The sequence below is a fragment of the Herbaspirillum sp. B65 genome (assembly GCF_000333555.1).
GTDB lineage: Bacteria > Pseudomonadota > Gammaproteobacteria > Burkholderiales > Burkholderiaceae_D > Herbaspirillum > Herbaspirillum rubrisubalbicans.
Genome location: NZ_BADI01000868.1, coordinates 1 through 13,317, shown reverse-complemented (window position 1 = coordinate 13,317; position 13,317 = coordinate 1). Strand labels below are relative to the sequence as shown.

General features: G+C 63.9%; 9 protein-coding genes and 3 pseudogenes. 5 read left to right on the top strand and 7 right to left on the bottom strand.

The features are described 5' to 3' along the window. The coding region (locus I5W_RS20665; RefSeq protein ID WP_044530636.1) for a class 1 fructose-bisphosphatase at window positions 1-569 on the bottom strand (569 nt) is incomplete at its 3' end. A gap of 77 nt (window positions 570-646) precedes the next feature. Continuing rightward, a pseudogene (pepN, locus tag I5W_RS20660) lies at window positions 647-3,345 on the bottom strand (aminopeptidase N). 361 nt (window positions 3,346-3,706) lie between these two features. Between pepN and I5W_RS20655 the strand changes: the two are divergent. Continuing rightward, window positions 3,707-4,360 carry a DUF4136 domain-containing protein gene (locus tag I5W_RS20655; protein ID WP_199901778.1) on the top strand — a complete coding sequence of 218 codons (654 nt, stop codon included), beginning with the start codon at window positions 3,707-3,709 and terminating at the stop codon, window positions 4,358-4,360. 21 nt (window positions 4,361-4,381) lie between these two features. Here I5W_RS20655 and I5W_RS20650 read toward each other — a convergent pair whose 3' ends face one another. The 5 genes from I5W_RS20650 to I5W_RS20635 all read right to left on the bottom strand — a co-directional run bounded on the left by I5W_RS20650 (window position 4,382) and on the right by I5W_RS20635 (window position 9,704). Next, window positions 4,382-5,563 (bottom strand): ABC transporter substrate-binding protein, encoded by a 1,182-nt coding sequence (locus tag I5W_RS20650; protein ID WP_252717146.1) that lies wholly within the window; start codon window positions 5,561-5,563, stop codon window positions 4,382-4,384. Window positions 5,564-5,749: 186 nt separating this feature from the next. Continuing rightward, a complete protein-coding gene (locus tag I5W_RS32575; protein WP_199901777.1) occupies window positions 5,750-5,920 on the bottom strand; it encodes a hypothetical protein in 171 nt (56 codons plus the stop codon). A gap of 74 nt (window positions 5,921-5,994) precedes the next feature. Next, complete coding sequence (locus I5W_RS20645) at window positions 5,995-6,969, bottom strand: quinone oxidoreductase family protein (RefSeq protein ID WP_044530633.1); 975 nt, start codon at window positions 6,967-6,969, stop codon at window positions 5,995-5,997. A gap of 68 nt (window positions 6,970-7,037) precedes the next feature. Then, window positions 7,038-7,952, bottom strand: a complete 915-nt coding sequence (locus I5W_RS20640) for a DMT family transporter (protein WP_181459131.1) — start codon at window positions 7,950-7,952, stop codon at window positions 7,038-7,040. Window positions 7,953-8,042: 90 nt separating this feature from the next. After that, window positions 8,043-9,704 (bottom strand): helicase HerA-like C-terminal domain-containing protein, encoded by a 1,662-nt coding sequence (locus I5W_RS20635; RefSeq protein ID WP_044530631.1) that lies wholly within the window; start codon window positions 9,702-9,704, stop codon window positions 8,043-8,045. Between the two features lie 232 nt (window positions 9,705-9,936). Between I5W_RS20635 and I5W_RS20630 the strand changes: the two genes are divergently transcribed. The 4 genes and pseudogenes from I5W_RS20630 to I5W_RS20620 all read left to right on the top strand — a co-directional run. Further along, window positions 9,937-10,662 (top strand): YebC/PmpR family DNA-binding transcriptional regulator, encoded by a 726-nt coding sequence (locus I5W_RS20630; RefSeq protein ID WP_044530630.1) that lies wholly within the window; start codon window positions 9,937-9,939, stop codon window positions 10,660-10,662. Window positions 10,663-10,728: 66 nt separating this feature from the next. Next, window positions 10,729-11,997 carry a phosphoribosylamine--glycine ligase gene (purD, locus tag I5W_RS20625; RefSeq protein ID WP_017452207.1) on the top strand — a complete coding sequence of 423 codons (1,269 nt, stop codon included), beginning with the start codon at window positions 10,729-10,731 and terminating at the stop codon, window positions 11,995-11,997. Between the two features lie 186 nt (window positions 11,998-12,183). Beyond that, window positions 12,184-12,354 (top strand): annotated as a pseudogene (locus tag I5W_RS33605) (mechanosensitive ion channel family protein); the annotation flags it as partial. After that, window positions 12,353-13,317 (top strand): annotated as a pseudogene (locus I5W_RS20620) (hypothetical protein); the annotation flags it as partial. The pseudogenes I5W_RS33605 and I5W_RS20620, both read left to right, overlap by 2 nt.

The following is a 13,317-nucleotide window of genomic DNA, read 5'->3' as shown; positions in this document are numbered from 1 at the left end:
ACCCAGGCGCCCATTTCGCGGTCCAGCGTGAAGCAGTGCACGCCATCGCCGGTGGTCAGCACCAGCACGGTCTGCGGGCCATAGACGGCATAGCCGGCGGCGACCTGCTTGGTGCCGGGTTGCATGAAGTCCTGCTCGCTGGGTTCGGTCATGCCTTCGGGCGCCTTCAGTACCGAGAAGATGGTACCGATGGAGACATTGACGTCGATGTTGGAAGAACCATCCAGGGGATCGAACATCAGCAGGTATTCCCCCTTGGGATAGCGGTTGGGAATGCGATGGATGGTTTCCATTTCTTCCGAGGCCATGGCCGCCAGGTGGCCGCCCCATTCATTGGCTTCCAGCAGGATTTCGTTGGAGATCACATCCAGCTTCTTCTGCACTTCGCCCTGCACGTTCTCGCTGCCGGCGCTGCCCAGCACTTCGCCCAGCGCGCCCTTGCCCACGGCGTGCGAGATCGACTTGCAGGCGCGGCCGACGACTTCGATCAGCAGGCGCAGTTCGGACGGGATCTTGTTGTGCAGACGCTGCTGCTCGATCAGGTGTTGCGTGAGGCTGATGCGTTTCATGGTGGTCTTCCTTGCAGTGGTTTTTATGATGAATAAATCGAATGAATGAGTGGCGCTGTAATCATCTTTTCAAATGATCAATTGGCCAGCGCCTTGCTGACCACTTCGGCCACATCGCGCGACAGGTTGGGCGTAGCGGCCACTTGTTGCAGGGCCAGGCGCATCTTTTCCTGCAACGCCGGGCTGTACTTGCGCCAGCGGTCGAGGCTGCGCGCCAGGCGTGCCGCCACTTGCGGGTTGCTGCCATTGAGGGCGATCACCTGCTCGGCCCAGAAGGCATAGCCGTTGCCGTCCGGCGCATGGAAGGCCGAGGGGTTGCCGTTGCAGAAGCTGAAGATCAGGCTGCGCGCGCGATTGGGGTTCTTGAGCGTGAAGGCCGGATGCTCGGTCAGGCTGCGCACGGTGTTGACGTCCGCATTGCGGGCCGTGGCCTGCAGGGTGAACCACTTGTCGATGACCAGGGCTTCGTCTTCGAACTCGGCGTAGAAGCGTTGCAGGGCTTCGCTCTTGCCGGGGGCGGCGCTGTTGAGGATGGCCGACAGCGCAGCCAGGCGGTCGGTCATGTTGTTGGCGTTCTGGTCCTGCTGCTGGGCCAGGGTCATGGCCTCCTGGTCATCCAGCTCGGCCAGGTAGGACAGGGCGACGTTCTTCAGGGCGCGATGGCCGGCCGAGGCGGCATCGGGGCTGTAGGCGCCCGGCGTCTGGTGGGCCCGATAGACCGCCAGCAGGTCGTCATGCAGTTGGCGCGCCAGCGAGCGGCGCAGGAACTGGCGCGCCACGTGGATGGCGTGCGGGTCGATGACTTCCATCTGTTCGGCGATCATGGTTTCCGAGGGCAGGGTCAGCACCAGTTCGCGGAAGGCCGGGTCGAGCGATTCATCCCTGAGCGTGGCGCGCAGGGCTTCAGCCAGGGCGCCATCGTGTTCGATATTGTTGAGCACGGTGTCCACGGCCACCACATGGCCGGATTGACGTGCTGCCTGCACCGCCACCGTGAGATTCAGCAGGCGACGGGTGGCCAGGCGCTGGCCGGCTTCCCAACGGTTGAAGGGATCGCTGTCGTGGGCCATCAGGAAGGCCAGTTCAGCGTCGCTGTAGTCGTATTGCAAGACCACCGGCGCGGAGAAACCGCGCAACAGCGACGGCACCGGTTTTTCATCGACGTTGATGAAGGTGAAGCTCTGCTTGGCCTTGGTCAACTCCAGCACGCGGGTGGTGGCACCAACCTTCTTCTCGCCTTGCAGGGTCAGCGCCAGGTCACGGCCTTGTGCATCCAGCAGGCCCACGGCCACCGGGATATGGAAGGGCTGTTTCTTCTTCTGGCCGGGGGTGGCCGGGCAGCTTTGCTCCAGCGTCAGGGTCAGGGTCTTGCGCTTGGCGTCGTACTCGGCGCTGGCTTGCACCAGGGGCGTGCCGGCCTGGCTGTACCAGCGTTCGAATTGCGACAGGTCGCGGCCATTGGCGTCGGCCATGGCGGCGCGGAAATCATCGCAGGTCACGGCCTGGCCGTCGTGGCGCTTTGAAGTACAGGTCCATGCCCTTGCGGAAGCCTTCGCGGCCCAGCAGGGTCTGGTACATGCGCACTACTTCGGCGCCTTTTTTCATAGACGGTGACGGTGTAGAAATTATTGATCTCGACATAGGAGTCGGGACGCACCGGATGCGCCATCGGGCCGGCATCTTCCGGGAACTGCGCCTGGCGCAGTACGCGCACGTCATCGATGCGCTTGACGGCGCGGCCACTGTCGTTGCCGATCATGTCGGCCGAGAATTCCTGGTCGCGGAAGACGGTCAGGCCTTCCTTCAAGGACAGCTGGAACCAGTCGCGGCAGGTCACGCGGTTGCCGGTCCAGTTGTGGAAATATTCGTGGCCGACCACCGCTTCGATATTGGCGAAATCCACATCGGTAGCGATGCGCGGATTGGCCAGCACGTACTTGGTGTTGAAGATGTTCAAGCCCTTGTTTTCCATGGCGCCCATGTTGAAGTCGCCCACTGCGACGATCATGAAGCGGTCCAGGTCCAGGTCCAGGCCGAAGCGCTGCACGTCCCAACTGATGCTGTTCTTCAGCGAATCCATGGCGTGCTGGGTCTTGTCCAGGTTGCCCTCTTCCACCCACACCTGCAGCAGCGCATCGCGGCCCGAATGCAGGCGCACGGTTTCTTCCTGGCAGACCAGGTTGCCGGCCACCAGGGCGAACAGGTAGGACGGTTTCTTGAACGGGTCTTCCCATTTGGCATAGTGGCGGCCATCGGGCAGCTCCCCCTCTTCGATCAGGTTGCCGTTGGACAGCAGTACCGGGTAGCGCGACTTGTCGGCGCGCAGCATGACGGTGAACTTGGCCATCACGTCCGGGCGGTCCGGGAAGTAGGTGATCTTGCGGAAACCCTCGGCTTCGCACTGGGTGAAGAAATTGCCGTTGGAGACGTACAGGCCCATCAACGAGGTATTGCGCTCCGGGTGGATCAGGGTTTCGATTTCCAGCACCAACTTGGCCGGCGCGGCCGGGATGGTCAGCACGCCGCCGGCGATGCGGAACTCGCCCTTGGCTTGCGAGAGTGTCTTGCCGTTCAGGCGCAGGGCGACCAGTTCCAGCTCTTCGCCGAAGAGCAGCAGGTCGCGCCCGCGCGCGTCCGGGTTACGGGTCATGCTGATGCGGGTAGCCACCCGGGTGTCGGCGGGATCGAGGTCGAAACCCATCTCGACGGTATCAGCCAGGTAGTTGGGAGCGGCGTAGTCTTTACGGTAGATCGTCTGGGGCGTATCGGTGCGCATGGAGGCCTGTCCAGGAAGGGAAGTGGAGGTGAAAGGTGAAGGCGACGACAGTCAAAAGCCAAGTCAGGTGCAGCAAAAGTCCGATTTTACCAATCATCGCGCACAGCGCGGATGGAATCGACCGAAATCCCCGCGCCCTCCCCCGCCCAGACCATCAGCCCGGCACCTGGCCGGCTGCGCGGCAAGCTCGACAGCACTACAATAGCGGCCACGGCGCTGGCAGCAGGATCGCAGCCGGTATGGCAGCGGGATAGAAAACCACCGAAACCGGTCTCACCGTCTGCCCTGCGGCAACTGCTTTGTGATGCGCAGAGCGCCCAGCCATCGGCCGGCACCTGGCCTTTTCCATTGGAGTTCCTTCATGAAACGCTGGCTTTATCTCTTCCTCGCGGCGGCCAGCCTGCTGCTGTCCGGCTGTGCCTCGGTGATCCAGAGCAATGTCACCTCCTACCACGCCTGGTCGCCCGGGGACAACGCCAAACCCTTCACTTTCGCTACCACCAAAGAGCAGGAAAACGACTTGCAGTACCAGAACTACGCCGGCCTGATCCGCCAGGAACTGCTGTTCCTGGGCTTTACCGAGGCCGGCGAGGGCAAGCCGGCGCAACTGCAGGTGAGCTTCAGCTATGGCATGAATACCGAGCAGGTAGTGGTCAGCCGGCCGGCCTACGATCCCTTCTTCTATGGTCCGGGACCGGGCTGGGGCCACTTCGGGCCGCGCCCGTTCGGCTTCTATGGCCCGTATGGACCGTTCTATGATCCCTTCTGGTATGGCGGACCGATGGAGACCACCCGCTATCCGGTATTCCTGCGACGCCTGCAGATCGGCATCAGCAGGCTCGCCGATGGCAAGAAGCTGTTCGATGTGGTGGTCGATAGCGAAGGCCAGCGCGCCGGCCTGTCGGCCGCCATGCCGGCCATGGTGCGCGCCGCCTTCGAGGATTTCCCCGGCCCCAGCGGGGTGACGCGGCATGTCCGCATCAAGGTCGACCAGGATGGGCAGCCGGCCGACTGAAGACCTGGGACAGACCTCGCCCTAGTTGATGAAGCGCCCGGCCGTGCCGATGGCGGTCAAATCGACGAAGTCCGAGCCGGTGTGGTCGGTGCGGCTGAAATGCAGGCTGAATCCGCCGCCATCGTAGTTGGCCGGGGTGATGCTCTCCAGCGCTCGGATCAGGCCTTCGCGGCTCAATTGCGGGCCGGCGCGGCGCAGCGCTTCGACCAGCACGCGGGCGGCGATGTAGCCTTCCAGACCGATGAAGTTGCAGCAGGCGCGGGAAGAACGCGCCATGGCCTTCTGGTATTCGTAGACGATGGGTAGCCGGGCCTTGTTGGGGAAAGGCACCACTTGGGTGATCTCGGTGCCGACGCCGCCGTCTTTGAGGCGCGTGGCCAGCGAATGGCTGCCAACGAAGGAATAGTTGGAAAAACCGCCCAGGTAGCCGGCTGCGCGCATCCGGGTAATGAGAGCGGCGGCCGGCAGGTAGGGCACCACCTGGATCACCACATCCGGCCGCATCTTCATGAATTGTTCTGCCGCCGCGGCCACCGCATCGCTATTGCGCTCGATGGCCACGCTGCCCACCACGGTCAGGCCATAGACCAGGGCGCGCAGGCGCAGGTTGTCCAGCAACTCCTTGCCCAGTTCATCATTCTGGTAGAACACCGCCACCCGCAGGCGCCCGGTGCCCTGCAACTGGCGCAGCAGGAAGTCGGTTTCCTGCTGGTAGCTGGCACGCACATGGAAGATCAGGCGATTGAAGGGCTCGCGCAAGCTGCTGGCGCCCGTATGCGGGGCGATCAGCGGGATGCCGGCCTCGCGCATGACCGGCAGCGCCGCCAGCACGGTGGGCGTGCCGGAATAGCCGAACAGGGCGAATACCTTGTCGCGCCAGATCAGTTGCTGGGTATTGGCGACGGTGCGCTCGGGATCATAGCGGTCGTCCAGGCTCAACAGGCGCACGCGGCGGCCATGGATGCCGCCCTTGGCATTGACCTGGGCAAAGTAGCTGCGCGCGCCCTCCTGGAAATCACGCCCGATCTCGGCCGCCGGCCCGGTGAAGGGCGCCGACTGGCCCAGCACGATCTCGGTGGGCGTCACGCCATTCTCGGCCGCTGTGGCCACTGTACTGCCCGCAGCCACCAGGCAAGTTGCCAATACACCTACCATGACCAGACGCCCACACCAGTACCGGGCCTTGCTCCAGCTCCATCCCATCTCCCTCTCCCGCCAAAAATGTTCTTTGGATGCGCCTGCATGGAAGTCGCAGGCGTCAAAGGCTGCATTTGACGATCAAGACGGGAAAAAATGCGTGATCAACGCATAGTCGTGGGCAAATACCGATATCTTGCGAGATTCCTACCGAATAATTTCGATATCCCTCCCGCCAAAATGGCTAAGCGGCTAGGAAAAATAGGCTTCGCTGGCGAAGGTGATCACCACGATCAGCAACACCGCACAGATCAGCACCACCAACAGCCGCCCGAACTTGGGCGTGCCATCGGTGCCGGCAGCCTGCTCGGGCGGATGGCCCATGGGGTTGTCAAGGCCGGAGTCGCGCGTGGGCTGGTCCATGATGCTTCCTCTTTGGGCGGGTACAAGTGAACAATCAGACTGGCTCCCCCCTTTAAATCGGGGGCTTCAGGCGATCATGGAATCAGGATGGTCGAGCCGGTGGTCTTGCGGCCTTCCAGGTCGGCATGGGCCTGGCCCACATCCTTCAAGGCATAGCGCTGGTTGATCTCGATACTGATCTGCTTGCTTTGCACCATGTGGAACAGGTCGCCCGCGGTGGCATCGAGCTCGGCGCGAGTGGCGATATAGTTGCCCAGCGAGGGCCGGGTCAGGAACAGCGAGCCGCGCGAGGCCAGTTCGGACACGCCAAACGGCGCCACCGGGCCGGAAGCATTGCCGAAGCTGACCATCATGCCGCGCGGGCGCAGGCAATCCAGCGAGCCCATGAAGGTATCCTTACCGATGGAGTCATAGACCACCGGAACGCCTTTGCCCCCGGTAATCTCCTTGACACGCTCGACGAAGCTCTCGGTCTTGTAATTGATCACGTGGGCCGCGCCGTGCTGCTTGGCGAGGGCGGCTTTTTCCTCGCTGCTGACGGTGCCGATCAAGTTCACGCCCAGCGCGCGCGCCCACTGGCAGGCGATCAGGCCGATGCCGCCAGCAGCGGCATGGAACAGGATGGTCTCGCCGGGCTGCACCACGTAGGTCTGGCGCAGCAGGTATTGCACGGTCATGCCCTGCAACATCATGGCCGCGGCCGTATCGAAACTGATGGCCTCGGGCAGCTTGACCAGGATGTCGGCCGGCATCACCCGTTCTTCGGCATAGGCGCCATTGGGACGGCCGGCGTAGGCTACGCGGTCGCCCACCTTGAAGTCGCTCACGCCCGGACCCACCGCTTCGATGGTGCCGGCGCCTTCCTGGCCCAGGCCGGCAGGCAGCGGTTGCGGATAGAGACCGGCGCGGAAATAGCAATCGATGAAGTTCAGGCCGATGGCGGCATGGCGGATGCGCACTTGGCCGGCCCCCGGCTCGCCCACCTCGACGTCCACGTATTCCATCACCTCGGGGCCGCCGGTCTTGTTCATGCGGATTGCTTTTGCCATCTGGGTCTCCTGTAGTCGGTCAATATCAAGCCTGGAAATTCACTTGCGGTGGGCCAGTATAGAATGCCTCAGCGCTTCTTGCGCGACAGCAGCCACATGCCGGCCAGCACCAGCGCAGTGCCCACCAGCTGGATGCCGGTAATGGGTTCATCCAGCAGAACGGCGCCCATGAAGAGCGTGGAAACCGGCCCCACCAGCCCGGCCTGGGCCGCCGTCGGGGCGCCGATACGGGCCACCGCCACCATGGTCAGAAACACCGGCAGCACGGTGCAGAACACCGCATTGAAGAGTGAAAGCTGATACACCGGGGCCACCTGGGTGACCAGCTCGGCCGGGGGACGCAAGATGAAGAACTGGATCACGCAGGCCACGCTGGAGACGCACATGGCATAGGCCACCAGCCGTACCGCGCCGACCCGGCGCACCAGTTCGCCCGAGCCGATCAGGTAGATCGAATAGCTCAAGGCCGAGCCCAGCACCAGGGCGCTACCCAGGATGACCTCGCTGCCGCCGGTGTGCAGGTCATGCTGCAAGACCAGCACGGTGCCGAAGTAAGACACCAGCAACGCCCCCCACTCAATCGCCCCGACCTTGCGCTTGAAGAAGAAAAAGGCGATCAGCATCACGAAGGAAGGCGTGAGGAACAGGATCAACCGTTCCAGCCCGGCCGAGATGTATTGCAGGCCGAGGAAGTCGAGGAAGCTCGACAGGTAATAACCCATCAGCCCCAGCACCAGGATGCGCAGATAATCGGCGCGCGCCAGCGGCGGCTGGGTGCGTGCCTTCCAGATCGCCACAGCGGCGAACATCGGGAAGGAAAACACCATGCGCAGCGTGATGACCATGACCGCATCGACCTGGTAACGGTACATCAGCTTGGCCACGATGGCCTTGGCGGAAAAGAAGATGGCGCCGACGATGGCGAGCAAGAGCCCGCCCAGGAAGGCCTGGCGCGGGGTGGAGTGGGAAGTGGCAGCAGTCATGGCCGCCATTGTAAACATTTCAACGCCTGAAGCACCTTAAACACCTAAGCGCCTGAACACCGCGCCGGCCTTGCAGCGGCGCGCCAGGGTTCAGCGCTTCTTCATCAGCGAGCCGAGGACGCCGCGGATCAGTTCGCGTCCCACCTGCGAACCGATGCTGCGCGCGGCCGACTTGACCATGGCTTGCAAGGGCGAATCGCTGCGGCGGTTGCCGCTGCCGAAGAGGCCGCCCGCGGCATCCTTGAGCAGATCGCCCAGGCCGCCCCCCTGGTCTTGCTGCGGCAGCGGTTGCGGTTGGGGCTGCGGCTGCCGGGAAGGCATACGGGCGCCACCGCTGGGGCGGGAGCCGGTCGCGGGCGCTGGTGCGGTGTGGCCGGCCGAGGCGCCCCAGGCGTTGTCATCCACCGGAGGCGGTGCGGGGGCCGGCGCCGGTGGATGATTCGGCGTCGGGGCCGGGGCCGCCTGCGGCTGTTGCACGGCGCGCCCCTTCAAGCGTTCATAGGCCGATTCACGGTCGATGGCCTGCTCGTAGACGCCGGCCACCAGCGAACTGGCGATCAGGGCGCGGCGCTCTTCTGCGCTCAGGGGGCCGATCTGCGAAGCGGGGGTGAGCACGTAGCCGCGCTCGACCATGTTGGGCCGGCCCTTGTCATCGAGGAAGGACACCAGCGCCTCGCCCACGCCCAACTCGGTGATGGCCTGGGCGGTATTGACCATGGGATTGGGGCGGAAGGTCTCGGCGGCGGCCTGCACCGCCTTCTGGTCACGCGGGGTGTAGGCGCGCAGGGCGTGCTGCACGCGGTTGCCGAGCTGGCCCAGGACGGTATCGGGGATGTCCAGCGGATTTTGCGTGACGAAGTAGATGCCCACGCCCTTGGAGCGGATCAGGCGCACCACCTGTTCGATCTTCTGCAACAGCGGCTTGGGGGCTTCGTCAAAGAGCAGGTGCGCTTCGTCGAAGAAGAAGGCCATCTTGGGCTTGTCCAGGTCGCCCACCTCGGGCAGGTGTTCGAACAGTTCCGAGAGCATCCACAGTAGGAAGGTGGAATACAGGCGCGGCGCGTTCATGAGCTTGTCGGCGGCCAGGATGTTGATGACGCCGCGGCCCTGGGCGTCGGTCTGCATCCAGTCTTCGATGTTCAACATCGGTTCGCCGAAGAATTGGTCGCCGCCCTGTTCATCGATGGCGATCAGGCCGCGCTGGATGGCGCCCACGCTGGCGGCCGAGATATTGCCGTATTCGGTCTTGAACTGGGCGGCGTTCTCACCCACGTGCTGCAGCATGGCGCGCAGGTCCTTGGTGTCCAGCAGCAACAGGCCGTGGTCGTCGGCGATCTTGAATACCAGTTGCAGCACGCCTTGCTGGGTGTCGTTCAGGTTCAACATGCGCGCCAGCATCAGCGGCCCCATATCGGAAATGGTGGCGCGTACCGGGTGGCCCTGTTGGCCATAGACGTCCCAGAACGCCACCGGGGCGGCGGCCCAGGCCGGTTCGGGCAGACCCAGTTGGGCCAGGCGCGCCGTGGTCTTGGGCGAGGCGCTGCCGGCCTTGCCCAGGCCGGACAGGTCGCCCTTGACATCGGCCATGAAGACCGGCACGCCGATGTCGGACAAGGCCTGGGCCAGCACCTGCAGGGTGACGGTCTTGCCGGTGCCGGTGGCGCCGGTGATGCAACCATGGCGGTTGGCCAGTTGCGGCAGCAGGCATAGGAGCCCGCCGGGATGGGAAGCAATGGGAAGCGGATTAATCATCTCAACTCAGCCTTGAGGGCAAAAATGACGGGTTGGCGGTATGGTAAAATGCCCGCCCGATTATAGTCAGAACATGGTGGCAGGATGGACATGATCGGTCCTGCCTGAGCTTGGTCTCCCTCTGCACCGATTCGTTGCATCCGCCTGCCGGTCTTGCCGCAGCGAGCGCGAAGGGCGGCGGCGGCGACCATAAGACGGTTCTGGCCTCACCCTCTCGCAGGAAAGATTGAACATGGCTGGACACAGCAAATGGGCCAATATTCAGCATCGTAAAGGCCGTCAGGATGAAAAGCGCGGTCGCGTCTGGACCCGTCTGATCAAGGAAATCACCGTCGCTGCCCGCATGGGCGGGGGCGACCCGGATACCAACCCGCGTCTGCGCCTGGCAGTGGACCGCGCCTCCGACGCCAACATGCCCCAAGACAACGTGACCCGCGCCATTCAGCGCGGCACCGGCGCCCTGGATGGCGTGAACTATGAAGAAGTGCGCTATGAAGGTTATGGCATCAACGGCGCGGCCATCATCGTCGATTGCATGACCGACAACCGCGTGCGTACGGTCGCCGAAGTGCGTCACGCCTTCTCCAAGTTCGGTGGCAACATGGGGACCGAAGGCTCGGTGGCCTTCCTGTTCAAGCACTGTGGCCAATTAATGTACGCCCCCGGCACCGATGAGAACGCCGTCATGGAAGCGGCCCTGGAAGCCGGCGCCGAAGACGTCATCACCGATGACGAAGGCGGCATCGAAGTGCTGACCGCCCCCAACGACTTCGCCGCCGTCAAGAGCGCCATGGAAGCCGCCGGCTTCAAGGCCGAAGTGGCCGAGATCACCATGAAGCCCTCCACCGAGACCGTGTTTGCCGGCGAGGATGGCGTCAAGATGCAGAAGCTGCTGGATGCGCTGGAGAACCTGGACGATACCCAGGAGCTCTATACCAACGCCGTGATCGAAGAATAATTCTTCATACGACCCGGATAATTCGGACATTTCGCCCCCATTCGCCACTCTTTTCTTCCTATCCCCATGAAAATCCTAGTTGTCGGCTCCGGTGGCCGTGAACATGCGCTGGCCTGGGCCATCGCCAAGTCGCCGCGTATCCAGACGGTCTATGTCGCTCCCGGCAATGGCGGCACCGCGCTCGACGAGCGTCTGCAAAACATCGCCATCACCGATCCGATGGCACTGGCCGACTTCGTCGAGCAGGAGCACGTGGCGCTGACCGTGGTCGGCCCCGAAGGCCCGCTGGCGGCCGGTATCGTCAACGTCTTCCGCGCCCGTGGCCTGAAGATCTTCGGCCCCACCAAGGAAGCGGCGCAGCTGGAAAGCTCCAAGGACTTCGCCAAGGCCTTCATGCAGCGCCATGCGATCCCCACTGCCCAATACCAGACCTTCTCGGACGTGACGGCCGCCCATGACTACATCGCCCAGCAGGGCGCGCCCATCGTCATCAAGGCTGACGGCCTGGCCGCTGGCAAGGGCGTGGTGGTGGCCATGACGCTGGAAGAGGCGCATACCGCCGTGGACATGATGCTCTCCGACAACAAGCTGGGCGACGCCGGCGCGCGCGTGGTGATCGAGGAATTCCTGGCTGGCGAAGAAGCTTCCTTCATCGTCATGGTCGACGGCAAGAACATCCTGCCGCTGGCCACCAGCCAGGACCACAAGCGCCTACAAGACCACGACCAAGGTCCCAATACCGGTGGCATGGGCGCCTATTCGCCGGCCCCCATCGTCACTCCGGCGCTGCACGCGCGCGTCATGCGCGAGATCATCGTGCCTACCGTGCAGGGCATGGCCAAGGATGGCATCCCCTTCTCCGGCTTCCTGTATGCGGGCTTGATGATCGACGCCGAAGGCAACCCCAAGACGCTGGAATTCAACTGCCGCATGGGCGACCCGGAAACCCAGCCGATCATGGCGCGCTTGAAGACGGATCTGCTGACCGTATTCGAACATGCCGTGACCGGCACGCTGGACAAGGTGGAACTGGAATGGGACCGCCGCACCGCGCTGGGCGTGGTGATGGCTGCCCATGGCTACCCGGAAGAACCGCGCCGTGGTGATCTGATCACCGATATCCCGGCCGAGACTGCCGATTGCGTGACTTTCCATGCCGGCACCACCCTCACCGGCGACAAGCTGACCACCAATGGTGGCCGCGTGCTGTGCGTGGTGGGCCTGGGCGACAGCGTCAAGGTCGCGCAGAAGCACGCCTATGACGCCGCCGACCTGATCCACTTCGCCGGTTCGCAGATGCGTCGCGACATCGGCTGGCGCGCGCTCAAGCGTTAAACAGCGTTCTGCAGCCCAGCGTATGAGCTGACCGGTCCCCCGCAACGCACCCTGTGTTGCGGGGGATTTCGTTTTGGGCGCTGGCTGTGCAACAAAACCGACCTCGCTCGGACTAAGCACAACCGGTGCCGCACACCCTGCCACGCATTGGCACGCATTGCCACGACACAAGATAAGGAAATACCGATGCCCACCCACCTGCTCAACTTCGACACCCTCATCAACCTCTACCTGGTGCCCTTCGGCCTGAAGGTGATCGCCGCCATCGTCATCTGGATCATCGGCGGCATGTTGATCAATACCTTGGCCAAGGTAGTGCGCCGCGTACTGACCGTGCGCCAGTTCGAGACCAGTATTGGCGCTGCCAGCGCCACAAGCCCGCGAGCGCGCAGTATGGGCGGCCTACATGCTGGGCCGCCTGCACGCCATCGAAGGCCGGCGCGAACAGGCCATCGCCAGCTTCACGCAATCCCGTGCGCTGGCGCTGGCCGGTGCGCCCGATCCACTGGGCCTGGCCGTGGCCAGTTATGGCGAGCAGGCGCGCCTGTTGCTGGTGGGGGAGGCGGGGGCGTGCAACTGGTCCGATTTCAATGAGGGTCATGCCTGTGGCGAAAGCATCAAACCGGCCGATCTGAAGCAAGCCATCCATCTCTATGCCGAACAGGCTGCGCGTGGCTCGCTCAGTGCGCAGTCGTCCTTGCAGGCGCTGGCGTCCTGGAGTCTGGCGCGGTCGGCCACCAGTGCCGAGCTGATCGACGATGCGGTGGCACAACAGCTGCTGGTGGCCTATGCGCTGGCGCGCGTGGGTGACGTCGTGGAGGGGCCGCAGATCGGGGGCGGCGACTACGATCCGAGCGCGCCCGCCTACGGTTCTTCCGGTTATGCCGATGCCGCCCGCAGCGCCAAGTTCAAGCCCAATACCATGCTGGTGAATCTGGTCGATGCGCTCAAGCGGCGCGGGCTGGAACATATCGCCGGTGCCGACCGCGTGGCGGCACTGGCCTATCGCAGTGGTCGCTATGAATTGGCTCAAGCGCTGGTGGATCAGCAGGAATCGGCGCTGGCCTGGTGGGTGCGCGCCAAGCTGGCGCTGCGGCGCGGTGACAATGAGGCCGCGGTCCAAGCCTATGCCCGGGCGGCGCAGGCTTTCCCGCGCAATGACGCCAGCCTGGAACCGGGCAATCTCGATCTGCTGGTGGGCGAGCAGGGCGTGCTGACGCTCTCGCGTGGGCAATACGTGGAAGCACTGGCGCAATTCCACCGCGCCGCCACCCAGAGTGCGGGCCAGAACAGAGGCTATTACTCGGCCAGCTATGGCGA

What these genes read in the sequence shown, in the direction of transcription:
- I5W_RS20645 (WP_044530633.1), bottom strand. Translation starts at nt 6,969, where the DNA reads ATGGCAAAAGCAATCCGCATGAACAAGACCGGCGGCCCCGAGGTGATG.
- I5W_RS20650 (WP_252717146.1), bottom strand. Translation starts at nt 5,563, where the DNA reads ATGGGATGGAGCTGGAGCAAGGCCCGGTACTGGTGTGGGCGTCTGGTC.
- purD (WP_017452207.1), top strand. Translation starts at nt 10,729, where the DNA reads ATGAAAATCCTAGTTGTCGGCTCCGGTGGCCGTGAACATGCGCTGGCC.
- I5W_RS20640 (WP_181459131.1), bottom strand. Translation starts at nt 7,952, where the DNA reads ATGACTGCTGCCACTTCCCACTCCACCCCGCGCCAGGCCTTCCTGGGC.
- I5W_RS20655 (WP_199901778.1), top strand. Translation starts at nt 3,707, where the DNA reads ATGAAACGCTGGCTTTATCTCTTCCTCGCGGCGGCCAGCCTGCTGCTG.
- I5W_RS20630 (WP_044530630.1), top strand. Translation starts at nt 9,937, where the DNA reads ATGGCTGGACACAGCAAATGGGCCAATATTCAGCATCGTAAAGGCCGT.
- I5W_RS32575 (WP_199901777.1), bottom strand. Translation starts at nt 5,920, where the DNA reads ATGGACCAGCCCACGCGCGACTCCGGCCTTGACAACCCCATGGGCCAT.
- I5W_RS20635 (WP_044530631.1), bottom strand. Translation starts at nt 9,704, where the DNA reads ATGATTAATCCGCTTCCCATTGCTTCCCATCCCGGCGGGCTCCTATGC.